Origin of the sequence: Halococcus saccharolyticus DSM 5350 (assembly GCF_000336915.1) — an archaeon.
Classification (GTDB): domain Archaea; phylum Halobacteriota; class Halobacteria; order Halobacteriales; family Halococcaceae; genus Halococcus; species Halococcus saccharolyticus.
The window spans coordinates 119,526-141,127 of the sequence record NZ_AOMD01000018.1 but is presented as its reverse complement, the minus strand read 5'-3'; the positions used below and the strand labels follow the sequence as shown (position 1 = coordinate 141,127).

The window sequence follows — 21,602 nt, the reverse complement described above, 5'->3', positions numbered from 1 at the left end:
TTCGCCGTGGTTCGGGGTGATCGGGCGATTGTCGGCGTCGACCACGAGCGGGTTGGTCACTCCCGATTCCGTCGGCAAGTCGGTGGAAAGCGAGTGGATAGTCGCTCCCGCTGTCTTCACCCGGCTTCGTAGCTGGTGAGCTCCATCTCGAAGGTGAGGGTGCCACTCTCGTCGTAGTAGACGGTGTAGGGAGCCAGCCCCCTATCGGGCGAGACGCACGCTTCGTGAACGGTGGTGCCGTTCAAACTGGCCTGCGAGACGAAACAGTCGACGCCGGCGTAGGAGTCCTCGCCCGTGACCTCGAAGCCCACCGTTCCCTGCTGGGACGAGGACGACCAGCTCTGGCCGACCTGAAGCGGACGACCACCGTAGAACCCTGTCATCGTCGTGAGTGGCGCAAGGAAGGCACCGGCCTGGCTGCTCAGCATCTGCTGTTGGACCGCTTGGCGAGTGCCGGTGAACGTTTGCTGGTTCGACATCTCACCCATCGAGAACGATACCTGCACCTCGTACTGGTCATCGGATGCTTGCACGACATCGATCACGTACTCGCCGCTTTGCTCCTGACCATCTGATCCGCCCGTCGTCACCTCGTAAGTGTACGTTCCCGGCTGTTCGAACGCGAGGAAGCGAAAGGCCTCGCTCCCGGCCACGTCGCCGGTGGTGATTGTGGGGCTTTCACCGGCGGTTGGCATCGCGGTCGTCGTCGCCATCGTGGTGTCGTCGCCCATCATCGTTCCAGCAGTCGTCGCCGTAGCGGCTGCAGCCGTGGTTGTCCCTTCATCTTCGGCTGCGGTGGTGGCTGTGTCCTCGGCTGTCGTCGTTTCCTCGCCACCGGCTGCCGTGGTGTCCGCTTCGGCGATCGCTGTCGCCTCGGTCGTGGCCGCTCCGGATGCTGTGGTCCCATTATCGCCACCACCACCGAGACCGGCACAGCCCGCGAGAACGACGGTCGCACACATCGCAATCGCAAGCACGGTCCGTGTCGTCATCGTTGCGCCTCCATTTCCGGATCGTCTCGATTCGTCCGCCGGTTCGTTCCGCTCGTGTCTGTGGATCGGTTCTGCGTCATGGTTTCTGTGTCATAGTTTCGGTATCGTCGTAGTCACTCCGCGCTGTTCGTGATGAGTCTGAACGATTCGACGATGGTCCGCGCGACCGCCTCGAACCTGGTGTCGGCGGCCCAGTCGACGCCGACAGTGTATCCGGTCGTCCCGGCGACGACGAAGAGGTACGTCAGCCGCCAGCGGTCGTCGGGAACGTCGCCGACGTACGCATACTCGACGACCCGCCCACGGTGGCCGCTGGGGAGCCACACCGTCCGTCGATCGAGACGTTCGAGGGCGTGGACGTGTTCGTCCGTGGCGAGCGTCTCCCGGAAGCGGGCGGCGTACGCCGACGGGCTGCTTTCGACGCTTTCGTCGACGAACACGACCGCGCCCGCTGCTGTCGAGTTGGGGTCCGTGAAGGTCACTCCCCCGTCCGGGTCGGGGTCTGCCGACCAACCGGCGGGGTACTCGACGCTGTACCCGAGCTCCGCGTCAGTGTACGTGGCCATCTCCGGCATGTCGTTCGTGCCGCCGTTGTCAGTGAGTCCGCCGTCAGTCCCGACGCGCCACCGGATCTGCTCGGATGGGTTCCGGATGGTTCCGACCGGTTGCTGTGGTTCGTTCGAACCGTCTGTCGGCAGCGCGTGACCGTGTGAGCGATCGGAGTCGTTCGTCATGCGCGGTCACATCGGTCTCAGACGAGGTTGTCCGCGATGCCCGCCGCGATCGGCACCCGTTGGGTCTTGCCCTGATAGGCGCGAACCATCAGGTAGACCCAGAGCGCGAACGTGCCGAGCGTGAGTACCAGCCAGATCAACCCGATCACCAGCGAAATGATGCTCCCGACGAAGAAGGTGCTCGTGCTCGTGAACAGAACGCTCGAAACGACCGTTCCGACGATGCTCAACGCGACGTACACCACGAACAACAGTCCAGAGAGTACCATGCTCTGGGCTGCGTGGAAGCGAACGAAGGGGTTGTCCTGCTCGATCAAGTAAAAGATCAGTCCCGAGACGAGACCGAACAGATACGACAGCGCCCCGGCCACGTTCTCGTCGAGTCCTGATTCGGTTTCCCCGGTTGTGATCGCGGTTTCGCTTTCGGTGTCGATGTCTTGGGTGTTGCTTGCCATGAGTCGTCTCCGTTTTCGGTATGGTCGGTTCTGTCCGGGCGGAATCGCCCCGCGTGGCACTTCATCACACGACGACACTGTTGATCGAGGGGAGGAAACCGGTTATAATCACTCAACGAGCACTGTTCACGGCCCGAACACGGTTCATCGTCTGAACGGCGATCAGTTACTGCAGGAGTGGTTGCCGACGGACTGTTGTCATCGATCGTCCTCACGGAGACGAACGGGATCTCGTTTCCATCGGTGCTCCGTCGCGACAGCGAACCGAACATCCTCGCTGAACAGGTCCGTTTCGGGATCTTTGGTAGAAATTTAAGTGTTGTGGCTGCATATGCCACGATAACCGATGTCCGATGAGTTGGTCGAACTCGCCAGACGGGCGTCGGCGCTTGCGGTACTGCGCGACGGGGCGCTGGACCGACGGGAGCTCCAGGAACGTCTGGGGGTATCCCGGCCGACGGCTCACCGATTCACACGAACGTTCGAGGACCAGGGACTCGTCGAACGATCGGCAGGAGAGCTATCGCTGACGCCGATGGGAGCGGTCATCGCCGAGAGCGTCGCCGAATTTCGAGAGACTGTCGAGACGGCACAGCGGGTCGAACCCGTGTTCGAGATCGTTTCGGACGCTGATCCGACGTTCGTCCGCGAGGCGTTCGGCAACGCGACCGTGACAACCGCCGAGCCGGGTGATCCGTACAGAGGAGTGCGTCGGTTCATGTCGCTAGTCGAAGATTCCGAGCGGCTTCGCGGGGTCGATCCGACCGCGATCAACCCGCTCCATCTCGACGGGCTTCACGCACGCATCGTCGATGGAATGGAGACCGACGCGATCTTCCTCCCCGGCGTCGTCGAATCGCTCCTCAGATCGAACCCGGATCGCGCCCGCGAGGCCTTCGAGAGCGGTAATCTCACGCTACGAGTCCACGACGATCTCCCGTTCGGACTCACGCTGTGTGACGACCGGATCGGGATCGGACTCTACGACGACGAAACCGGACTCCTGAAGACGTACATCGACACCGCCTCCCCGGCTGCCCGCGAGTGGGCCGAGGACGTGTACGCGGACTACCGCGACGAGTCGACGCTCCTCTCCGAGCATTCCGAGCTCTCGGAGCTGCTGCCTGCCGAGGCAGAAACGAACGACTGAACGCGTCGGTAGTATCCGGTTTTCCCGAACGTTACCGTGTCCGCTCGGCGATCGCGGCCTCGATCTTCTCGCGAGGCACCGGCGAGATCCAGTCGTCGGCGAGCCAGCGATCGACGACCTGTCGCTCGGCGTCGAGAACGAAGACGGAGCGGCGCGCGGTCCGAGTCGAATCCATCCCGTCGCGTTCAGTCAGCAGGTCGTACGCATCGGCGGCGGTGCCCTCGACGTCGCTGAACAGGCGGAACGGGCTGTCGAGGTCACGGAGGAAGGCGTTCTGGGCGTACGGCCCGTCGCGACTCACGCCGACCACTGGGACGTCGAAGTCGTCCCATCCAGCGCGATCGTAGCGCTTCCACCAGTTCTCCGCGATGGCGCTGAACGAGAACCCGTAGAAGACGACCACACAGCCGCCGTCGAGTACGTCGGCGAGCCGTCGCGGCCGAAAAGTCTCGCCGTCACACAGCAGCGCTTCGAAATCCGGCGCGTGCTCGCCTTCGCTCGGTGGCATACCCCGATATCGACCGCCGTGGGCGAAAAGTCTCCGGTCGGCAAGGCTGGGGCGTGTGGACGGCAAGAGTCGGCACGGATGCGCGGTCCCTCCGGCGGAACACGCTTTTGCCCGTGGCGCTCCGTGTTCGAGTATGAGCCTCACGCTCTACCGGCTCGAAGGGTGTCCGTACTGCGAGCTCGTTGTCGATCGACTCGACGAACTCGACATCGAGTTCGAGAGCGTCTGGACCGAGGGTCTCCACTCGAAGCGCGACGAGGTCAAGCGGGTGTCGGGCCAGCGTGCGGTCCCGGTGCTCGTCGACGACGAGCGCGGGATCACGATGGCCGAGTCGGAGCGGATCGTCGAATACCTCGACACCACCTACGCGGCCTGACCGACGGACCACTTCGTCGGCGGAGATGAGGAGGGGAGTCGCATTCATATGTTCGCCCAGCGAACGGAGGGGTATGGCCGAGGAGACTCTCTTCGAGACCGAGCGAACCCGCGACCGCGCCGAAATCGCCGCGATATTCCGATCACTGGCCGATCAGTTCGACGGCGGGACGGTGACGCTCGCCGACAACGGCCGATCGGTGACCGTGCGACCGCCCGACCAGTCGACGATCGAGATCGAACTCGAACGCGAGCGAACCGACGAGGGATCGGACGTGGAGTTCGAAGTCGAGATCGAGTGGTCGGAACCCGCAAGCGAGGAAAGCGTCGTACAGCACGAGGGCGACAGTGCTGGCGAGACGGCCGACGCGCCGCCGGTGACCGGTGAGGAGACGGCAGCGGAGAGCCTCGCGCGGTTCGAGGTCTTCCGTGATCGGGCCGACGAGTGGCGGTGGCGGCTCGTCCACCGCAACGGCAACGTGATCGCGGACGGCGGCGAGGGGTACGCCTCGAAGCAGAACGCACTGAAGGGACTGCGGAGCGTCCGCCGGAACGCACCGGGTGCCAGGATCGACACCGAGTAGCGCGGTGGTGTCGGGCGGCCGTCGAGGATCGTCAGTCGATCTCGTGTGGGTCGAGTCCGGGGTCCTCGACCGCCGGCGCGCCGATCGCGAGGACGATCCCCTGGTCGTCGCCGAGATACCGGTGGCCGTGGCCGACCTCGGGACCCGCGGCGTAGAAGGTTCCCGGGCCGACCTCGTGATACTCCTCCTCGCCCGACCGACCGAGCTTGAGCGAGAACTCTCCCTCGATGATGTAGTAGAGCTCCTCCTGTTCGGAGTGGGCGTGATAGGTGATCTCCTCGCCGGGATCGAAGTACCAGAGCTTGCAGTTCGTTTTCTCGGTGCCGAGGGCGTCGTCGATCGAGCGGATGTCGAGGTCGGGCGGGATCTCGTCGATCTCGGCAAGGTCGGTTACCGGGACGTCGTCGGTGTGGACCACGTCGGAGTCCATACGCACGCGACGACGGGATAGCGCAAAAGTCTGTGGCCCAGCCGCAGCGCTTCCCGGCCGCACCGCATCCGTCATCCCACCGAAAGCGGCTTTCCCGAGCAACGGGGAGGCCCGTCATGAACGTCGTGGTCAATGCGGCGATGAGCGCCGACGGTAAACTCTCCTCGCGCCGGCGCGACCGGGTGCGGATCAGCGGTCCCAAGGACTTCGCGCGGGTCGACGCGATTCGAGCGGACTGCGACGGGGTCGCCGTCGGGATCGGCACCGTTCTCGCCGACGATCCCCACCTCACCGTCGAGGACCCCGACCTGCGTGCCGAGCGGCGCGAGCGCGGCGATCCCGAGCACCCCGCACGGGTGGTGATCGACACCCGTGCGAGAACGCCGACCGACGCCCGCGTGCTTGACGACGCGGCTGAGACCCATCTTCTAGTGGGCGAGGACGCCCCCGACGACCGACGTGCCGCGCTCCGCGATGCTGGCGCACACCTCGTCGAGGCCGGCACGGAGCGCGTCGATCTCGCCGCGGGACTCGACGAACTCGAATCGGAAGGTATCGACCGACTGCTGATCGAGGGCGGTGGCGAACTCCTCTTTTCGGCGTTCACGGCGGGCGTGGTCGACGATCTCTCGGTGTACGTCGGCTCGCTTATCATCGGCGGGCGCGACGCACCGACGCTCGCCGACGGCGAGGGGTTCGTCGAGGCGTTCCCCGAACTCACACTGGCCGACGTCGAACGACTCGACGACGGCGTCGTTCTCTCCTACGCCGTCGAGGGGTGAGCGTTCCACCCGCGTCCGCAGCCGAAAGCGGCGATGGAGCCGTCGGGATCGAAGAGAAGCCTATAAGCTGGCGACGCGGAAACGGCCACGGAATGGCTGGTCTTCGGATCCACGAGGATCGACTCGATGCAGCACTCGACGGGGGTGACGCCGATCTCGCCCTCGCGGTGGTGACGGCGACCAAACCCGACTTCTACAAGCAGGCACCCGTCGTCGCCGCCGCCCGTGACCGCGGGTTCCCGTGTTTCGCCCTTCACACCGGGCAACACTACGACGACGTCCTCGGACACGGCCTCGTGGAGTACGGCATCGACGACGCGATCGCGGTGGATCTCGGCGTGCGCGGCGGCCTCTCGGAGAAGACGGCCCAGGTCACGACTCGGGTCGCCGACATCGCCGCCCATCTCGACGAACACTACCCCGAGACGACGGTGCTCCCTCTCGTTCACGGCGATACGCACGCCGCCGGCATCGTCCCCCAGGCGTGGGCGTTCGCCACCAACCAGTACGCCGCCCACAACGAGGCGGGGCTGCGGGGGATGGCTCCGTCGTTCGACGCCTACGCCGGCAACGATGTGGACGCCGCCGCGTTCGTCCGCGATCAATGGGGGGCGAGTGGTCCCTCGATCGTGCCGAGCCGTTCCCCGAGCAGTACGACACGTTCGTCGGCTCGGCGGCCTGTCTCTACCACCTCGCACCGGTCGAGCTGAACCGCGACCACCTCGTGCGCGAGGGGTATCCTGCTGCTGTCGGCGACGAGGAACGCATCCCGGTGGTCGGAAATTCGGTCGTGGATGCCATCGAGCTAAAGGCCGATACTGGAGGCGGGGAGTCGGTCTTCGACGTCTACCCCGAACTGGAAGAGCGCGACGACTGGATCCGAGTTGACATCCACCGCCGCGCGAACCTCCTCCCCGATCGGTTCCGCGCGATCGTGGACTGTGTGATCCGCCTGGTGGAAGCGGGCTACAACGTCAACTTCGTGGAACTGCACGCGACAGGCACCGCGCTCGACGAGTACGGGCTCCGCGAGACCCTCGAACGCCTCGCCGCCGACAACGACAACTTCCTCTTCACTGGTCTCTGGAAGAAGCACGCCCACGTCTACGAGTTCTTCCGCTCCGGGCAGTGTTTCGCGGCGCTCACCGACTCCGGCAGCGTCCAGGAGGAACTCAACCACATCCGGGAGACGCGGTGTCTCACCGCCCGGTTCAACACCGACCGCCCCGAGACGGTGATGGACGCCAACACGAACCTGCTGGTCCCGCCCGTGTCCGGCGAATCGATGGCCACGCTCGTCGAGTACGCGTTCACCGACGACACCACCCGCGACCGCCTCGGGTCGGGGCCACGCCTCTACGGTGAGGACGTCGGCACGGAGATCGTGCGCTACTTCGAGGAGCTCGACGATCCGGCCACCTTCGAGTGGTCTCACGACCGCGCCGCGTTCGACGTCGGCGACGGTGCTTTCGACTACCTCTGAGAATCAGTCGTCGGATTCGGCGAGCGCCGCCTCGGCGTCGGTCGCGGGCTCCTCGTCGAGGGTTTCGAGGTAGTCGTCGGCGTCGATCGCGGCCTTACAGCCCATCCCGCCAGCGGTCACGGCCTGCTGGTAGTGGTAGTCGACGACGTCGCCCGCGCCGAAGATCCCCGGCACTCCGGTTCTGGTCTGACCGCCGCCAGCGCCACCCCGGGTGTCGAGGTAGCCTGCGTCGTCCATTTCGACCCCCGTATCTTCGAGATAGTCGGTGTTCGGCGTGTGGCCGATGGCGAGGAAGACCGCACCGACGTCCATTTCGAAGCGCTCGGTCTCGGAGTCGTCGAGTCGCTCCGTGGGGTGACCCTCGGGATGACGAACGAGCGACGCACCCTCGATGCCCCCGTCGGGTGAGCCACGGATCTCGGTGAGTTCAGCGTTTCGGACGACCTCGATATCGCCGGCCTCGACGTGCTCTTCGAGCCGGTCGATCCAGTAGTCCTCCGCCCGGAACGCCTCGCGGCGGTGGATCACGTACACTTTGGAGGCGAACTTCGTGAGGAAGGTGGCCTCCTCCATCGCGGCGTCGCCGCCACCGACCACGATCATCTCCTCGTCGCGGAAGAAGGCTCCGTCGCAGGTCGCACACGTCGAGACACCGTAGCCCATCAGCTCGTCCTCGCCCGGAATTCCAAGGGTCCGCGCGCTCGCGCCGCTCGCGGCGATCACGGCGTCGGCGGTGAGGCGCGTGCCGTCGGCGAGTTCGATCTCGAAGGGGCGGTCCGAATCGTCGACGTGCTCGATCACGCCGTGACGGATCTCCGCGCCGAAACGCTCGGCCTGGGCCTGCATGTCGTTCACCAGCTCGGGGCCACCGATCCCCTCGGGAAAGCCCGGGTAGTTAGCGACGTCGGTCGTCAAGGTAAGCTGGCCCCCCGGTTCGCGCCCTTCGAGCACGAGGGGCTCGTTGTTCGAGCGCGCGGCGTAGATCGCCGCCGTCAGTCCCGCGATCCCCGACCCTGCGACGACGAGTCGGTGGTGCTCCGGCTCCGGGTTCTCGGTCATGGTTCGTGATTGGCGACCGGCGGGTAACTAAGTTGTGCTCCCGCGTGCACGCAGGCGGCGTGGTTTTACGAACGCACAGCGAATCTCCGACAATCATGGGAGAAAGTGACAGAGACTGGGACGAGTTCGATCCGGAGGAGCGTGAGGAACGCGAGATCGGGCGCGAGATGGTCTCGAAGAGCACGGGGCTGGGGTCAGTCGTGGCACACTTCTATCGCGGCGAGATGAGCGTGGTCACGACGTGGCGCGGTCGTCTCGACGAGACGATCAACTGGGCTGTGACGATCATTGCCGCTGTTCTGGTGTACGCCTTCTCGACCGAGGGCAATCACGTGATCCTCCTCACCGGGATGGTGGTAATCACGATGTTCCTGGCGATCGAAGCACGGCGCTACCAGGCCTACGACGTGTATCGAGCCCGGGCACGGCTGCTACAGGAGAACCTCTTCGCGAACACGCTCGATCCCTCCCAAGGCGTCGAGCACCGCAACTGGCGACGCGAACTCAGCGAGGACTACCGGAATCCGACGATCAAAACGCCCTACACCGAAGCACTCGCGCGTCGGCTCCGTCGCATCTATCTTCCGTTCTTGCTCCTCATGCTCGCCGCGTGGCTGTTCAAACTCACGGCCTTCTCGACTCGACCGGTGATCGAAGCGGCTAGAGTGGGATCGGTGCCGGGGTTCGTCGTGTTTGGTATCGTGGGAACGTTCTACGCCATCGTCGTCGCGATCGCGTTCTGGCCGCGCGAACGTCACTCCAAGGGCGAGTTCGGGACGGTCGAGCGCGGGGAGTGGAAGGAGAGCGATTGATACCCGTTCGAGGGAAAGCGGTGATCGGCGACGGAAGCGCTTAGGTCACGGCCGCCGCTTCCGTCGGTATGTCCGCCGATCTCGACGAGAAGACCGATCGCTACGAACGGCTGCTCGCCGACGCACTCGATGCGGCAAGCGTCGTGCCGCCGGACGGAACTCCACTGGCCGAATCCGCGACCGAGTACCGCGAGATGGCACAGTCCTACCTCGACGACGGCCGGCACTTCCGCGAAACAGACGACCCAGTGAACGCGCTCGCGGCGTTTTCGTACGGACATGCGTGGCTCGATGCGGGTGCACGGATCGGGCTGTTCGCGGTGCCCACAGAGGATGACCTGTTCACCGTGTGAAACGCGGTGCGCGGTCGGTGCGCTTACAAGGGGTGGGTGTGTCAGTTTCGCTCGATGGAGGCCGTCCTGTGGTACGTGCTGACGGGTACTCGCGGCGGCACGAACCGCGTGCGTATCCTCCGGGCCCTCGACGAGCGACCGCGAAACGCGAACCAGCTCGCCGAAGACCTCGAACTCGACTACAAAACCGTCCGACATCACCTCGACGTGCTCGAAGACAACGGCGTGTTGCAGGACAGCGGCGACGACTACGGCGCGATTTATCTGCCGACAGATCAAGCGCGCCACCACTGGGACACCGTCGAGGAAATCATCGAACAGGTGGAGTGAGTATGGTACGAATTGGGAAAGAGTATATGCGGCCGTACAGGGTAGGAGGAGGTAGATGGCCGTCCTGATCGACGCGATGCACGCATTGAGCGTGCTCAACGTACTCCTCCTCGCCGGCCTCGGGTACGTATGGGGACGGAACTTCTATCGATTCCGCTCGAAGCACACGCTCGGACTGCTGGTGTTCGCCGTGTTGCTCCTCGCGGAGAACGCACTAGCGATATACCTCTTCGTCTTCAATCCCGACCTCACGGTGTGGATCAACACAGCGAGTCTCGTCCCACCCATCGCTCAGCGGGCGATGCTGGCGCTTCGCGCCCTGGAGTTCGCCGGTATCGTCTTTCTCACATGGGTGACGTGGGATTGACTGCGAAACGCCGTAGCGATCGATTTTGAACGTGAACAACATGAGTCAGCGTCGGCGGTCGAAGACTGGCACGAACTATCCGAAAGCGTAGCACAACCGGCCCGAGTCCCGAACGCTCAGGGCCGATCAGACCACCAAAAACCATCGATATGCCAAGGTTTTTGAGGTGCCTGATTACGCCCTCATGAGGCTTTGAGACGGCCGTTCTCAACCACCAATCTCCGACAGATTTAAGTCCTTTACGGACTAACGATTGGTTAAGCACCGAGTTCTGGGACCGTCCACGAACCATCCCCAGCAGCCGACCGCTTCAGACCCCACTAACTCAATCATGAGCGACACAACGACCCGAATCAACCGCGAGGAAGAGACTCGAGAGAACGAGACCGAACAGGAAGAGGAGGCCCCCGAGGACGAGCTGGTGTGCCCGGAGTGTGGCGGCCGGCTGGTCAGCGACACCGAGCACGGCGAGACGGTGTGTACCGACTGCGGACTGGTGGTTGAGGCCGACGAGATCGATCGTGGCCCCGAGTGNCTGGTCAGCGACACCGAGCACGGCGAGACGGTGTGTACCGACTGCGGACTGGTGGTTGAGGCCGACGAGATCGATCGTGGCCCCGAGTGGCGCGCCTTCGACTCCGCCGAGCGCGATCAGAAGTCGCGAGTCGGTGCGCCCACCACGAACATGATGCACGACAAGGGCCTCTCGACCAACATCGGCTGGCAGGACAAAGACGCCTACGGCAACAGTCTGTCGAGCCGTCAGCGCCAGAAAATGCAGCGCCTCCGTACCTGGAACGAGCGCTTCCGTACCAGGGATTCGAAGGAACGCAACCTCAAACAGGCCCTCGGCGAAATCGACCGCATGGCCTCCGCTCTGGGGCTTCCCGACTCCGTCCGCGAAACTGCTTCCGTCATCTACCGCCGCGCCCTCGACGAGGATCTCCTNCACCTCCGCGCTCTACGCCGCCGCCCGACAGGCCGGCACCCCACGCTCACTCGACGAGATCGCTACCGTCTCCCGGGTCGAAAAGAGCGAGGTCGCCCGGACGTACCGGTACGTGGTACGGGAACTCGGTCTCGAAATCCAGCCCGCCGACCCCGCGAGCTACGTTCCCCGCTTCGCCTCCGACCTCGATCTCTCCGAGGAGTCCGAACGCCGCGCGCGACAGCTCCTCGACACCGCCAAAGAAGAGGGCGTCCACAGCGGGAAGAGCCCCGTCGGACTCGCCGCCGCCGCCGTCTACGCCGCCGCACTCCTCACCAACGAAAAGGTCACCCAGGGCGCTGTTTCGGAGGTCGCCGACATCTCCGAAGTCACCATNTCTACGCCGCCGCACTCCTCACCAACGAAAAGGTCACCCAGGGCGCTGTTTCGGAGGTCGCCGACATCTCCGAAGTCACCATCCGCAATCGGTACCACGAACTCCTCGAAGCCGAAGAGCAGGTCCAGGCTCCGTAAGTCGGTCCAGGATCCGTCGTTTCTCGACCGAACGTTCGCCTTCGTCCGTGTGTCCCAAAAATGAATGTAGATCGGCGTGTTCGTCGGCCATGGAAACGACCCGCCATCTCACGGCGACGGTGTACGTCGTCAACGACGGGGCGACGGCGCTCCACGACCATCCTCGACTCGGTATCACGATCCCACCGGGCGGTCACGTCGACCGCGACGAACTCCCCTACAAGGCGGGACTCCGTGAGGTGCGCGAAGAGACGGGGCTCGACGCCGATCTCGTCGCCAGCGTATCGGACATCGACGCGCCTGCCGGACGGGCGCTGCCGCAGCCACGGTATCGGATGCTCTACGACGTCGACGTACATCCCGACGGACGGGTGAGTCACCAGCATATCGATCTCGTCTACTTCGCCCGTGTGGATCACCGCGAGATCGAACCCGCGGGCGACGACGAGCCCGGATCGGACGCGTGGGCGTGGTACGCGCCCGACGATCTCCACACGAGTGATCTCGACGCCGACACGGTGCAGATCGGGTGTGAAGCCATCGCTACCGTCGAGGACGACACTTAACGGGATCGAGTCGGTCTACCGTTGCGGCCACGGGCACAAAATCGATCGTGAGCGCTCAGTCCGATTGCTGGCGCTTTGCGTGCTGGTGGAAGGGTGCGGCGGCGATCTGTGTTCGGAGCCGTTCGATCGCGGCACGGTCGACGCCGTCCGAGAACCGGTTGACGATCGCGAGCACCTCCGCCCGCGAGATCTTCACACCCCCCTCACGGACGACGTCCTCGGCGCGTTCGTCGAGTTCGCGGAGGGTGCCGACCGCGAGCAGGTAGGGGACGGTCCACGCCGCGAGCGTGTTGCCGCGGGTTTCGGGCGTCGCTTCGAGGTAGGTTCGCGCGCCGTCGACGTAGCCCGACGCGTGGTCGGCGACTCGCCGGATCACGCTCGCGACCGCGGAAGTGTTCTCGGGGTCGCAGACCCCGTCCGGCTCGACGCCGTGCTCGCGGAGCCACGTCGCGGGGAGATAGACGTTGTTCTCCTCGCGGTAGTCGTCGGTGACGTCCTTCGCGACGTTCACGAGCTGGAGCAGGAGGGCGAACGAGCGGTCGTTCTCGCGGAGCTGGCGCGTCCGTTCCGGGGAGGCGTCCCGTGCGAGGAGGTTCGTGATCAGCGTCCCGATCGTTCCCGCGACGTACCAGCAGTACTCCTCTAGTTCGTCGACGGTTTCGATTCGGATTCCCTCGGTGTCGGCGTAGCGTTCGACGAACATCGCCATCCCGGAGACGAGCTCGCGGATGGGGTCACGGGCCGCCTCGCGCGCGCTCGGATCGAGATCCTCGAACGCCCGGACGACGCGCGGGGCACGAGCGACCACGGTCCAGTCGGCGTCGGGATCGGCGGGGAGCCACGGTTCGACCGCCTCGGCGAACGCTTCGATTCCGGTTGTATCGTCGGGATCGAGCGCGCGGTCGTACGTTTCGAGCAGATCGACCTGGACATCGGAGGGGATGTGGCCGGCGTCCTCGACGGTGTCGGCGACACGACAGAGGAGGTAGCTGACGCAGATCTGGGTGGCCATCGGCTCGTCGAGCACATCGACGGTGATGGCGAACGTGCGCGAGGTCCCGTCGAGCGCATCGTGACACCACCGTCGACGCTCCGCGTCCGTCGACTCCTCGGAGCCGGTAGTCATCTCCCGACACAGTTCGTCGTTGAGCTACAAAAGCCCTGAGAAACGAACGCCCGTTTTCGACGGATCGTCGTCCGGTCCACAGCCGTGTCGGCGATCGGACGTCGCGGATCGTCCGAGGAACGCCGCGGCGAGACGCTACCCGAAGACGTTCGCGAGACGGTTCTTGATACGACGCTTGACGCCGCCGCTCGCCTGGCGAAAACTGATCCGCCACGGGGTTCGCTTTCCGACCACTCTGGTGCGGCCCGCACGGATCGCGTCGAGCACACCCTCGACCGACCGCTCGTCGGTGTCGATCTCCGTGACCGCCTGGCCGACCATCTCCGCGATGTGGGCGTCGCTGCCCGCCGTCATCGGGAGATCGTTCGTCTCCGCGAAGCGCTCGGCCCGGCGGTTCGAGCGCCCGGTGAGCAGCCGGGAGTTGTACGTCTCGATCGCGTCGGCGCTTGCGAGCGTGTCGCGGGTGATGTGTGGTGCAACGCCACTACGTGATCGCTGAAACGGATGCGGAACGACCGCGATCCCGCCCTGATCGCGGATGCGCGAAACGGTCTCCTCGAACGGCAGGCCGGCGGGAACCCGTTCGATGATCCCGAGCGCGAGCACGTGGCCGGCGGCACTGCTCACCTCGGAGCCGGGAATTCCAATCAGGCCGTACTCCGACGCTTGCTCGGCGGCCGCGAGGCTGGCGTCGATCTCGTCGTGGTCGGTGACGGCGAGCGCGTCGAGACCGACGGCCTCGGCCTGGGAGAGCAGAAGGTCGACCGGATCACGGCCGTCGAAAGACAGTTCGGAGTGACAGTGAAGCTCGGCCGACAGCACGGGTGTGAGTTCGGTCGGTGGAGCAAAAGTCCCCCGGTATCGACCCCATACCTGTCGAACGACCGAACGACCGTCGTCGTCCATCGTCCACTGTCCACCCGTGCTACCGAGTATCAGTACTAGTATATTTCCTCGCGAGACGTACGGTACCACTGGTGATACGATGTACGACGAGTCCCAACAGGCATCCGAAGAACTGCAACTGACAAAAGGATACGAGGAACTGGTGGCCGAAGCCGCCGCCGAAGTCACGACACTGCCGATTGAGACGGCGATCGACCGACTCGACCACGAGGTCGTGTTCGTCGATGTTCGAGATGGGCCGGAGCTCGATGCGAAAGGACGGGTCCCGGGAGCCATCCACGCATCCCGTGGAATGCTGGAGTTCCATATCGATCCCGAGAGCCCCTACCACATCGAGGAGTTCGCCTCGGGATCGGAGTTTCTCTTTTACTGTGCCGTGGGTGGGCGCTCGGCGCTCGCTGTGCAGACGGCCCAGGAGATGGGGCTGTCCGCAGTTGCAAACGTCGAGGGAGGCTTCGAGGCGTGGACGGAAGCCGGCGGTCCGACCGAGATGGCTGCCTGAGCGGCGACATCGACCACAGTCATTCACAACCGCTTTGATGGACCGCTCGTAACCCGCCGGCAATGCCCCTTCCCGAGGCCGACCGCGAGCGGATCGTCGCGGAACTCGGCCGCGAGCCGACGCCGGCGGAGGCCGCACTGTTCGAAAATCTCTGGAGTGAACACTGTGCGTACCGCTCCTCACGCCCGCTGCTGTCGGCGTTCGACAGCGAGAGCGAGGACGTGGTGGTCGGACCTGGTGACGACGCCGCCGTGGTGGCCGTGCCGACGCCCGACAATGACAGAAACGACGCCGATAGTGACGACGATGTCTACGTCACGCTCGGGATCGAGAGCCACAACCACCCCTCGTACGTCGACCCCTACGACGGCGCAGCCACAGGCGTCGGCGGGATCGTCCGCGACACGCTCTCGATGGGCGCGTACCCGATCGCGCTGACCGATTCACTCTATTTCGGCGGTTTCGACCGCGAACACTCACGGTACCTGTTCGATGGCGTCGTTGAGGGGATCGCGGACTACGGCAACGCGATCGGCGTGCCGACCGTGGGCGGCAGCGTCGCGTTTCATTCCGGTTACGAAGGAAATCCCCTCGTGAACGTGGCGTGTGCGGGGCTCCTCCCCGCGAATCGACTCGTCACCGCCGAGGCACAGCGCGCGGGGAACAAGCTGGTGCTCGTCGGGAACGCCACCGGGCGCGACGGATTGGGTGGGGCGAGCTTCGCGAGCGAGGACCTCGCCGAGGACGCAGAAACCGAGGACCGGCCGGCGGTCCAGGTCGGTGACCCTTATACCGAGAAGCTCCTGATCGAGGCGAACGAGGCGCTGCTCGACGAGGACCTCGTGCAGTCGGCGCGGGATCTCGGGGCCGCTGGACTCGGTGGAGCCTCGTCGGAGCTGGTTGCCAAGGGCGATCTCGGGGCCGAGATCGATCTCGAAGCGGTCCACCGGCGCGAACCGGGGATGAACGCGACAGAGATCCTGCTCGCCGAATCACAGGAACGGATGTGCTACGAAGTCCGGCCCGAGGATACCGACCGAGTGCGGGAGATCGCCGAACGGTTCGATCTCGGGTGTTCGGTCATCGGCGAGATCACCGAGGGCAACTACACCTGTTCGTTCGGCGGAGAAGCTGTCGTCGACGTCCCCGCGACCTACCTCGCCGACGGTGCACCGATGAACGATTTGCCGGCTGAATCGCCCACACAGCCCGAACGCGACCTTCCCGACGCCACCGTCGAACAGTCCTTCGAGCGGGTGTTGAGCGATCCGAACACCGCGAGCAAGGAGTGGGTGTACCGCCAGTACGATCACGAAGTCGGGCTCCGGACCGCCGTCCGGCCAGGCGACGACGCGGCGGTGATGGATCTCCACGAGGCCGGCGTCGGCCTCGCGATCTCGGCGGGTGCAGAGCCTCGCTGGACGAGCGCCGCCCCCTACGAGGGCGCGTGCGCGATCGCACTCGAAAACGCGACGAATCTCGCCGCCACGGGGGCAAAGCCGCTCGCCGCCGTCGACTGTCTCAACGGTGGCAACCCCGAGAAGCCCGACGTCTACGGCGGCTTTTCCGCGATCGTCGACGGACTGGCCGACATGTGCAGCGACCTCTCGGTACCGGTCGTCGGCGGCAACGTCTCGCTCTACAACGACTCGGTGGCGGGGCCGATCCCGCCGACGCCGACGCTCGCGATGGTCGGCACGCGAGCGTGGGACGATTCCAGGCGGAACGTAGACACCGACGAAGGACCGATGAACACTGACGAGGGACCGATGCACGCCGACGCCGGGCCGTCGACCGCGCTCGCTGGAGAGGGAACGCTCCTCGTGGTCGGGGATCGCGTTCTCGACGGCGAACCGGCGGGACTCGGCGGGTCGGCATACCTCGCTCTGGAGGGCTCCGACCGGTTCCCGTCACTGCCGGCGAACCCGGCCGCACTCGTCGAGGCGCTCGCGACGGTGGCGAACCACGAGGCGACGACCGCGGTCCACGACGCGAGCCACGGCGGGCTCGCGGTGACGCTCGCGGAGATGGTCACGCCGGCTGTGGGTGCGACCGTCGAAATCGAGGGTCCAGCGAGTTCGACCGAGCACTTCTTTCACGAACAGCCGGGCCGCGCGGTCGTCGAGACCAAGGAGCCGACAGCGGTCCGTGAGGCGTTCGCGGGCATCGCACCGGTGCACGAACTCGGGTCGACGACCGACACCGACCGGCTCGAAGCGAGCGTCGGCGACACCGAACTCTCGATGTCGGCCGAGACGATCGCCGAACGTCGGGCAGTGCTCGACCGCGAGATGGACTGAGCGGACGACCGCGAGAACGACGACGGCGTATCACAACCGTTTCGTTCGCCGCGTCGAGAGACCGGCGTGTGAACGGTTCGCTCAATCGTCGTCTCGCCGTGGTCTCGGGTGCGCTCGCCCCGGTCGTCGCGCTCGGATCGATCCTCCTCGGAACTGACCTCTCACCGACGTTCTCGTGGACGGGAAGTGCGCTCTCGGATCTCGGCGTGACGCCCGCGAGCGCGCTCGTGTTCAATAGGGGTCTCGTCGCCGGTGGTGTGCTGGCGCTCCCACTCGTGTGGGTGCTCGCGGCCGATGGTCGATCGACCCTGGGGGTGGTGTTCGGCCTCACGGCCGTCTCGATGGCGCTCGTCGGGGTCTTCCGATCGGGACACCCACTTCATTTCCCGGTCGCGCTCGGCTTCTATCTCGGGGCGACCGCGACGATGCTGGTCGATGGGATCGAAGCGCTTCGAACGAACGTGCGGGCGTGGGGTCTCGCGGCTGTTGGACTCGCGCTTGTCCACATCGGCTCGTGGGCCGCGTGGAGTGCCGGTATCCGTCCTGGGCCAGGGCTCGCGATTCCCGAAGCGATCGGCGCAGCACTGTTCGCGCTCTGGGTGTGGGGAGTCGCGTTGCAGCTCCACTCGTCCGAAACTCGGGCGTAGCCGACGGTCGCTGGTACTGTAGACGGAGGAAAAGCGGGGACGAAAGGGGAGGGGGAGGGTATGATGCCAGGCAACGGAGTCGCCCCCGCCGATGCGGAGCCGGTCGGGCTCCATCTGAACGTTTTTCGAGGTGTTGTAATAAGCTTTGTGTGGCCGACGGTCGAAGAGAGGGTCACGGCGAGCCGTTCCCGACGAGCGTCGTGGGCCGGCAGTAAGCGATAGCGTCGTCCGTAACAGGTGACGCCGGCGGTGTCACCCAGAATCGTCGAGAACGAACTCGATCCGATCGATGTCCGCCCCCTTCGAGGTCCGGTCGATGATCTCGATTCGGCCAAGCTCGCCGAGGCTATCGACGTGGGTGCCGCCACACGGACAGACGTCGACGTCGCCGATCGTGACCGCCCGGAGCGGGTCGACGTGATCGGGGATGAGATCGAGGTTGGTCCGGCCGTCGGGCGTTTCGGTTTCGAGGGCGTCGCGCGAGCGGCGGGACTTCTCGACCGAGAGGTCCTGTTCGATCTGATCGTTCGAGAGCCGTTCGATCGTCCGAAGATCGTCGGCGTCGAACTCCGCGGGCTCGAAGTCGATCCGGGCGCGATCGGTGTGGATCTGATTCCCAGCCGTACTCGCACCGAACTCGTCGAGCACCACCTTCGAGACGACGTGTTGGGCCGTGTGATAGCGCATGTGGGCGTAGCGGCGCTCCCAGTCGAGTTCGCCGTGAATCGTGATTCCGGGTTCGGGAAGGTCGCCGTCCAGGGTATGGCGAATCTCGCCGTGATCCTGGCGCACGTCGACCACACGCGCCGATCCGTCGTCCCACGAGAGGCTACCGTGATCGGCGGGCTGGCCGCCACCCTCCTTGTAGAAGTAGGTGCCGTCGAGGACCACGGTGCGGTCTGCCTCGTCGACACTCGTCACGCTCGCCTCGAACTCTCGCGTATACTCGTCGTCAGGGAGATAGCGCTGGTCGCTCACACGACGGATTCGACGTGGAGGGGTATCTGCGTTGTGCCGCCACACGGCGAATCGAAGTCGCGCCGTCACTCGGCCACGTCGACCAGCTGTGCGTCCGCGAGCGCTTCGAGTCGGTCCGGTGCGATCGGAAAGACCGCCTCGGGAGTTCCGGCAGCGGCCCAGACCGTCTCGAACTCGGTGAGCGTCTCGTCGAGATACACCGGCACGTCCGACTCGTGGCAGAACGGCGGGACGCCACCGATCGACCAGCCGAGCGTCTCGCGCACGTCGTCGGCGTCGGCCATTTCGATCTCGCTCTCGGAAACGTCTCGAAGGCGGGCGAGGCGTGCCTCACTCACACGGTTGGCTCCGCTCGTGACCACGACGACGAGGTCGGGCGCGCGAAAGGCGAGCGAACTCGCGATCTGGGCGACGTCACACCCGATGGCGTCGGCGGCGTCGGCTGCCGTCTTGGTTCCTTCCGGGAACTCGTGGACGTCGACGTCGAGATCGTACTCTGTGGCGGCGCGGTCGGCGAACGCGCGTGCTCGGGGGTGCATACCGACCGCTCGCACTGCTCGTGAGAAAAGACTGCGGGTCAGCGCGCTTCGTCGACGCCGACAGCACCGTTCGACTGGATCCACGCCGTTGGTTCGCGCTCGTCGTAGATGACGATCGCACCGTCGTCGCGCTCGAAGGCGGCGATGCGCTCTATCGGGGCGGGCGCGTCACTGGACGACTCGGAGGGGGTCTCGTGCGGGGACGTGCTCATTGTCGTGGTGGTAGGGCCTGATTGGTACTCGCTGTACGGTTGAACGAACGGGCCATACCGTGATAAAGGTTATCACCCCACCGAACGGACGGTGATTGTCGACGAGATGACCCGGTTCCTAGCGACCGTCTGCTGTCGTACAGCGGAAATCGAATGTGGCAAAGAGTGAAAACTGTTTTGGGTAGCCAAAAATATATTTGCCGGTAGCAATACCTAAGTGGGAGGGGGTCGTAGCTGGGAGTGTAATGAGCGCACAAGAATCCGATTCGCAACTCCGCCAGGAGTTCGGGACCGTCGAGGAATCACCGGCGCTCCGGATCGAGGGCGACCGAGCCGAGCAGATCGTCGACGCGCTGAACGCCGATCTCGCGTCGTCGTACGTGCTGTACCACCAGCTCAAAAAGCACCACTGGAACGTCGAGGGCGCGGAGTTCCTCGAACTCCATCGTTTCCTCGAAGAGGCCTACGAGGCCGTCGAGCACCACTCGGACGTGATCGCCGAACGCGCCCAGGCGCTCGGCGGTGTCCCGGTCGCCGGGCCCGAAGCCCACGCCGAACACAGCTACGTCGACTTCGAGGGCGAAGACGTCTACGACGTCCGGACGTCGCTCCGCAACGACATGGAGATGTTCGCGGACATCATCGAGCGGATGCGCGATCACATCGAACTCACGAACAACCTCGGCGACTACACCTCCGAGGAAGTGGTCCGCGGTGCGATCGCGGACTACGAGGAGTACGCCCACCACCTCGAACACTATCTCGAGGACGACACCCTCGTCCTCGACGAAGCGACCCACTGAGGGCGTTTCACCGTCGTCTGACCCCCACAACCGATTTTCTTCACCGGCGTGAGCAGCGGAGCGGATGGGGCCGACAGCTGGTGGACTGACCGGCGAAACGACGATGGAGAAAACGAGAACGCGGGGGAGTGGCTCGAACGCTATCTCAGCGATCGAGCGAGACGGTCAGATCGGTCGCGATCCAGCCGTCGACGTTGTCTTCTTCGACGAACACAGTACGTTCCGGCCGTGTCGAGTGCATCGAGACGGTCGTTTCCAGGGAGGTGTCGTCGTCACGGCCGTCGGGAGCAGCGTCGGCCTCCGTTCCACGGGCGGGGACTGCCATACGATGGCTTAGGCGGGCCTAATTCTAAAAGGGTTTTGGTCGACCTAGCTCAATCTCGAACGAGCAGCGACCGATCACGAGCACCCGTGCTTTTTGCCGCGCGCCGCCAACGGGCCACCATGAGTGACCGACCGGACGACGGCCGGCGATCCGGCGACGATCGACGGCGCGACCGAGGGACCGACCAGGATCTCGGGCGGTTGGCCGGCGACCTCTCGACCACGCTCGACGATCTCCGCGACGAACTGGAGCGCGAGCGCGGTCCGCCGCGGGGGCCGCTCGGACTGCCGCGGCCGCCGACACCCGGCGAACTCGTTCGGTTCACCGACGAATACACCATCCCGACGGCGATCGCGGTGCTCGAAGCCAACATCCGGCTGCTCGAAGCGCTCCAGGGAGTCATTCGGCTGGCGCGCACTGGAGAGGAGGCCAGAGAGCGCGGGCGCGAGATGCGATCACGGACGGAGCGGCTCGGCCGCGACGGTCTCGATCGGCTCGACGACGTCCTCGTGGACCTCCAGGACGCGCTCGACGGCCGTCCCGAGAACCCCGAGGCCAGAACCCTGCTCGACGACGCCCGCGCACTCCGGCGCGAGATAGACGATCGTCTCGACGAGGCCGAGGACGGTTCTCGAGCGGACACGACGCGGGCGCGCGGCTCCGCTGACGGCGAACCTGACGACACGGAACTGGACGCAACCGACGATCCTGCTGGCGAGAGCGTCACCATCGACGTCGACTCGGAACTCGACTCGATCCGCGACGAGGTCGACGGCGACGACGATGACGAGGACGAGTCGTAACGACTGACGGTCATCTGGC

At 65.2% G+C, this 21,602-nt stretch carries 26 protein-coding genes and 2 pseudogenes; 16 read left to right on the top strand and 12 right to left on the bottom strand.

Annotated elements, in window-relative coordinates:
• Positions 1–116: 116 nt before the first annotated feature.
• From C449_RS07155 to C449_RS07145, 3 genes are all read right to left on the bottom strand, one after another.
• Positions 117–992, bottom strand: coding sequence for a hypothetical protein (locus tag C449_RS07155; RefSeq protein ID WP_006077313.1), 876 nt, complete (start codon positions 990–992; stop codon positions 117–119).
• Positions 993–1,105: 113 nt separating this feature from the next.
• Positions 1,106–1,726 (bottom strand): hypothetical protein, encoded by a 621-nt coding sequence (locus C449_RS07150; RefSeq protein WP_006077312.1) that lies wholly within the window; start codon positions 1,724–1,726, stop codon positions 1,106–1,108.
• A 17-nt stretch (positions 1,727–1,743) separates the two neighbouring features.
• A complete protein-coding gene (locus C449_RS07145; RefSeq protein WP_006077311.1) occupies positions 1,744–2,181 on the bottom strand; it encodes a DUF4870 domain-containing protein in 438 nt (145 codons plus the stop codon).
• 346 nt (positions 2,182–2,527) lie between these two features.
• On the opposite strand from C449_RS07145, the gene C449_RS07140 reads away from it, so the two are divergent.
• Positions 2,528–3,331, top strand: coding sequence for a helix-turn-helix transcriptional regulator (locus tag C449_RS07140; RefSeq protein WP_006077310.1), 804 nt, complete (start codon positions 2,528–2,530; stop codon positions 3,329–3,331).
• A 31-nt stretch (positions 3,332–3,362) separates the two neighbouring features.
• On the opposite strand, the gene C449_RS07135 is transcribed toward C449_RS07140, so the two are convergent.
• Complete coding sequence (locus C449_RS07135; RefSeq protein ID WP_006077309.1) at positions 3,363–3,839, bottom strand: peroxiredoxin family protein; 477 nt, start codon at positions 3,837–3,839, stop codon at positions 3,363–3,365.
• Between the two features lie 133 nt (positions 3,840–3,972).
• Between C449_RS07135 and C449_RS07130 the strand changes: the two genes are divergently transcribed.
• Together C449_RS07130 and C449_RS07125 are read left to right on the top strand one after the other, a co-directional pair.
• Positions 3,973–4,215, top strand: coding sequence for a glutathione S-transferase N-terminal domain-containing protein (locus C449_RS07130; protein WP_006077308.1), 243 nt, complete (start codon positions 3,973–3,975; stop codon positions 4,213–4,215).
• A gap of 73 nt (positions 4,216–4,288) precedes the next feature.
• Positions 4,289–4,798, top strand: coding sequence for an HVO_2922 family protein (locus tag C449_RS07125; RefSeq protein ID WP_006077307.1), 510 nt, complete (start codon positions 4,289–4,291; stop codon positions 4,796–4,798).
• A 31-nt stretch (positions 4,799–4,829) separates the two neighbouring features.
• Here C449_RS07125 and C449_RS07120 read toward each other — a convergent pair whose 3' ends face one another.
• Positions 4,830–5,228 (bottom strand): cupin domain-containing protein, encoded by a 399-nt coding sequence (locus C449_RS07120; protein WP_006077306.1) that lies wholly within the window; start codon positions 5,226–5,228, stop codon positions 4,830–4,832.
• 116 nt (positions 5,229–5,344) lie between these two features.
• Here C449_RS07120 and C449_RS07115 point away from each other — a divergent pair, with 116 nt between their 5' ends.
• Positions 5,345–6,010: a 2,5-diamino-6-(ribosylamino)-4(3H)-pyrimidinone 5'-phosphate reductase gene (locus tag C449_RS07115; protein ID WP_006077305.1), complete on the top strand. Its 666-nt coding sequence runs from the start codon at positions 5,345–5,347 to the stop codon at positions 6,008–6,010.
• 92 nt (positions 6,011–6,102) lie between these two features.
• Positions 6,103–7,493, top strand: a pseudogene (locus C449_RS07110) (UDP-N-acetylglucosamine 2-epimerase).
• Between the two features lie 3 nt (positions 7,494–7,496).
• Here C449_RS07110 and C449_RS07105 read toward each other — a convergent pair.
• Positions 7,497–8,552: an NAD(P)/FAD-dependent oxidoreductase gene (locus tag C449_RS07105; protein WP_006077304.1), complete on the bottom strand. Its 1,056-nt coding sequence runs from the start codon at positions 8,550–8,552 to the stop codon at positions 7,497–7,499.
• A 95-nt stretch (positions 8,553–8,647) separates the two neighbouring features.
• On the opposite strand from C449_RS07105, the gene C449_RS07100 reads away from it, so the two are divergent.
• From C449_RS07100 to C449_RS07070, 6 genes and pseudogenes are all read left to right on the top strand, one after another.
• Positions 8,648–9,364: a DUF2270 domain-containing protein gene (locus tag C449_RS07100; RefSeq protein ID WP_006077303.1), complete on the top strand. Its 717-nt coding sequence runs from the start codon at positions 8,648–8,650 to the stop codon at positions 9,362–9,364.
• A gap of 68 nt (positions 9,365–9,432) precedes the next feature.
• The gene (locus tag C449_RS07095) at positions 9,433–9,717 is read left to right on the top strand and encodes a DUF357 domain-containing protein (RefSeq protein WP_006077302.1); all 285 of its coding nucleotides are present in this window, start codon (positions 9,433–9,435) and stop codon (positions 9,715–9,717) included.
• A 54-nt stretch (positions 9,718–9,771) separates the two neighbouring features.
• Positions 9,772–10,047: an ArsR/SmtB family transcription factor gene (locus tag C449_RS07090; RefSeq protein WP_006077301.1), complete on the top strand. Its 276-nt coding sequence runs from the start codon at positions 9,772–9,774 to the stop codon at positions 10,045–10,047.
• A gap of 55 nt (positions 10,048–10,102) precedes the next feature.
• Positions 10,103–10,414: a hypothetical protein gene (locus C449_RS07085; protein ID WP_006077300.1), complete on the top strand. Its 312-nt coding sequence runs from the start codon at positions 10,103–10,105 to the stop codon at positions 10,412–10,414.
• A gap of 331 nt (positions 10,415–10,745) precedes the next feature.
• Positions 10,746–11,876 (top strand): annotated as a pseudogene (locus C449_RS18985) (transcription initiation factor IIB).
• An 89-nt stretch (positions 11,877–11,965) separates the two neighbouring features.
• Complete coding sequence (locus tag C449_RS07070; RefSeq protein ID WP_006077297.1) at positions 11,966–12,442, top strand: NUDIX hydrolase; 477 nt, start codon at positions 11,966–11,968, stop codon at positions 12,440–12,442.
• Positions 12,443–12,497: 55 nt separating this feature from the next.
• On the opposite strand, the gene C449_RS07065 is transcribed toward C449_RS07070, so the two are convergent.
• Both C449_RS07065 and C449_RS07060 read right to left on the bottom strand, forming a co-directional pair.
• Complete coding sequence (locus C449_RS07065) at positions 12,498–13,568, bottom strand: phytoene/squalene synthase family protein (protein WP_006077296.1); 1,071 nt, start codon at positions 13,566–13,568, stop codon at positions 12,498–12,500.
• Between the two features lie 135 nt (positions 13,569–13,703).
• Positions 13,704–14,390, bottom strand: a complete 687-nt coding sequence (locus C449_RS07060) for a PHP domain-containing protein (RefSeq protein ID WP_006077295.1) — start codon at positions 14,388–14,390, stop codon at positions 13,704–13,706.
• Between the two features lie 163 nt (positions 14,391–14,553).
• Between C449_RS07060 and C449_RS07055 the strand changes: the two genes are divergently transcribed.
• The 3 genes from C449_RS07055 (at position 14,554) to C449_RS07045 (ending at position 17,923) form a co-directional block, all read left to right on the top strand.
• A complete protein-coding gene (locus C449_RS07055; RefSeq protein WP_006077294.1) occupies positions 14,554–14,976 on the top strand; it encodes a rhodanese-like domain-containing protein in 423 nt (140 codons plus the stop codon).
• 62 nt (positions 14,977–15,038) lie between these two features.
• Positions 15,039–17,276: a phosphoribosylformylglycinamidine synthase subunit PurL gene (gene purL / locus C449_RS07050; RefSeq protein ID WP_006077293.1), complete on the top strand. Its 2,238-nt coding sequence runs from the start codon at positions 15,039–15,041 to the stop codon at positions 17,274–17,276.
• A gap of 68 nt (positions 17,277–17,344) precedes the next feature.
• A complete protein-coding gene (locus C449_RS07045; protein ID WP_006077292.1) occupies positions 17,345–17,923 on the top strand; it encodes a DUF998 domain-containing protein in 579 nt (192 codons plus the stop codon).
• A gap of 252 nt (positions 17,924–18,175) precedes the next feature.
• On the opposite strand, the gene C449_RS07040 is transcribed toward C449_RS07045, so the two are convergent.
• From C449_RS07040 to C449_RS18280, 3 genes are all read right to left on the bottom strand, one after another.
• The gene (locus C449_RS07040; protein ID WP_006077291.1) at positions 18,176–18,901 is read right to left on the bottom strand and encodes an alanyl-tRNA editing protein; all 726 of its coding nucleotides are present in this window, start codon (positions 18,899–18,901) and stop codon (positions 18,176–18,178) included.
• Positions 18,902–18,966: 65 nt separating this feature from the next.
• Complete coding sequence (locus tag C449_RS07035; protein WP_006077290.1) at positions 18,967–19,440, bottom strand: YbaK/EbsC family protein; 474 nt, start codon at positions 19,438–19,440, stop codon at positions 18,967–18,969.
• Between the two features lie 38 nt (positions 19,441–19,478).
• Entirely contained in the window at positions 19,479–19,652 is a 174-nt protein-coding gene (locus C449_RS18280) for a DUF7331 family protein (RefSeq protein WP_169316462.1), read from the bottom strand.
• Positions 19,653–19,897: 245 nt separating this feature from the next.
• On the opposite strand from C449_RS18280, the gene dpsA reads away from it, so the two are divergent.
• Positions 19,898–20,455, top strand: a complete 558-nt coding sequence (dpsA, locus tag C449_RS07030) for a DNA starvation/stationary phase protection protein DpsA (protein ID WP_006077289.1) — start codon at positions 19,898–19,900, stop codon at positions 20,453–20,455.
• Positions 20,456–20,600: 145 nt separating this feature from the next.
• On the opposite strand, the gene C449_RS07025 is transcribed toward dpsA, so the two are convergent.
• The gene (locus C449_RS07025; protein WP_006077288.1) at positions 20,601–20,780 is read right to left on the bottom strand and encodes a hypothetical protein; all 180 of its coding nucleotides are present in this window, start codon (positions 20,778–20,780) and stop codon (positions 20,601–20,603) included.
• A 119-nt stretch (positions 20,781–20,899) separates the two neighbouring features.
• Here C449_RS07025 and C449_RS07020 point away from each other — a divergent pair, with 119 nt between their 5' ends.
• The gene (locus C449_RS07020) at positions 20,900–21,583 is read left to right on the top strand and encodes a DUF7547 family protein (protein ID WP_006077287.1); all 684 of its coding nucleotides are present in this window, start codon (positions 20,900–20,902) and stop codon (positions 21,581–21,583) included.
• Positions 21,584–21,602: the final 19 nt, after the last annotated feature.

Bases quoted from the DNA above. Each gene is read 5' to 3' on its own strand.
- C449_RS07130 (WP_006077308.1), top strand. From the start codon at position 3,973: ATGAGCCTCACGCTCTACCGGCTCGAAGGGTGTCCGTACTGCGAGCTC.
- C449_RS07125 (WP_006077307.1), top strand. From the start codon at position 4,289: ATGGCCGAGGAGACTCTCTTCGAGACCGAGCGAACCCGCGACCGCGCC.
- C449_RS07155 (WP_006077313.1), bottom strand. From the start codon at position 992: ATGACGACACGGACCGTGCTTGCGATTGCGATGTGTGCGACCGTCGTT.
- C449_RS07115 (WP_006077305.1), top strand. From the start codon at position 5,345: ATGAACGTCGTGGTCAATGCGGCGATGAGCGCCGACGGTAAACTCTCC.
- C449_RS07055 (WP_006077294.1), top strand. From the start codon at position 14,554: ATGTACGACGAGTCCCAACAGGCATCCGAAGAACTGCAACTGACAAAA.
- purL (WP_006077293.1), top strand. From the start codon at position 15,039: ATGCCCCTTCCCGAGGCCGACCGCGAGCGGATCGTCGCGGAACTCGGC.
- C449_RS07145 (WP_006077311.1), bottom strand. From the start codon at position 2,181: ATGGCAAGCAACACCCAAGACATCGACACCGAAAGCGAAACCGCGATC.
- C449_RS07070 (WP_006077297.1), top strand. From the start codon at position 11,966: ATGGAAACGACCCGCCATCTCACGGCGACGGTGTACGTCGTCAACGAC.
- C449_RS07065 (WP_006077296.1), bottom strand. From the start codon at position 13,568: ATGACTACCGGCTCCGAGGAGTCGACGGACGCGGAGCGTCGACGGTGG.
- C449_RS07140 (WP_006077310.1), top strand. From the start codon at position 2,528: ATGTCCGATGAGTTGGTCGAACTCGCCAGACGGGCGTCGGCGCTTGCG.
- C449_RS07105 (WP_006077304.1), bottom strand. From the start codon at position 8,552: ATGACCGAGAACCCGGAGCCGGAGCACCACCGACTCGTCGTCGCAGGG.
- C449_RS07020 (WP_006077287.1), top strand. From the start codon at position 20,900: ATGAGTGACCGACCGGACGACGGCCGGCGATCCGGCGACGATCGACGG.
- C449_RS07150 (WP_006077312.1), bottom strand. From the start codon at position 1,726: ATGACGAACGACTCCGATCGCTCACACGGTCACGCGCTGCCGACAGAC.
- C449_RS18280 (WP_169316462.1), bottom strand. From the start codon at position 19,652: ATGAGCACGTCCCCGCACGAGACCCCCTCCGAGTCGTCCAGTGACGCG.
- C449_RS07100 (WP_006077303.1), top strand. From the start codon at position 8,648: ATGGGAGAAAGTGACAGAGACTGGGACGAGTTCGATCCGGAGGAGCGT.
- C449_RS07135 (WP_006077309.1), bottom strand. From the start codon at position 3,839: ATGCCACCGAGCGAAGGCGAGCACGCGCCGGATTTCGAAGCGCTGCTG.
- C449_RS07090 (WP_006077301.1), top strand. From the start codon at position 9,772: ATGGAGGCCGTCCTGTGGTACGTGCTGACGGGTACTCGCGGCGGCACG.
- C449_RS07095 (WP_006077302.1), top strand. From the start codon at position 9,433: ATGTCCGCCGATCTCGACGAGAAGACCGATCGCTACGAACGGCTGCTC.
- C449_RS07085 (WP_006077300.1), top strand. From the start codon at position 10,103: ATGGCCGTCCTGATCGACGCGATGCACGCATTGAGCGTGCTCAACGTA.
- C449_RS07035 (WP_006077290.1), bottom strand. From the start codon at position 19,440: ATGCACCCCCGAGCACGCGCGTTCGCCGACCGCGCCGCCACAGAGTAC.
- C449_RS07025 (WP_006077288.1), bottom strand. From the start codon at position 20,780: ATGGCAGTCCCCGCCCGTGGAACGGAGGCCGACGCTGCTCCCGACGGC.
- C449_RS07120 (WP_006077306.1), bottom strand. From the start codon at position 5,228: ATGGACTCCGACGTGGTCCACACCGACGACGTCCCGGTAACCGACCTT.
- dpsA (WP_006077289.1), top strand. From the start codon at position 19,898: ATGAGCGCACAAGAATCCGATTCGCAACTCCGCCAGGAGTTCGGGACC.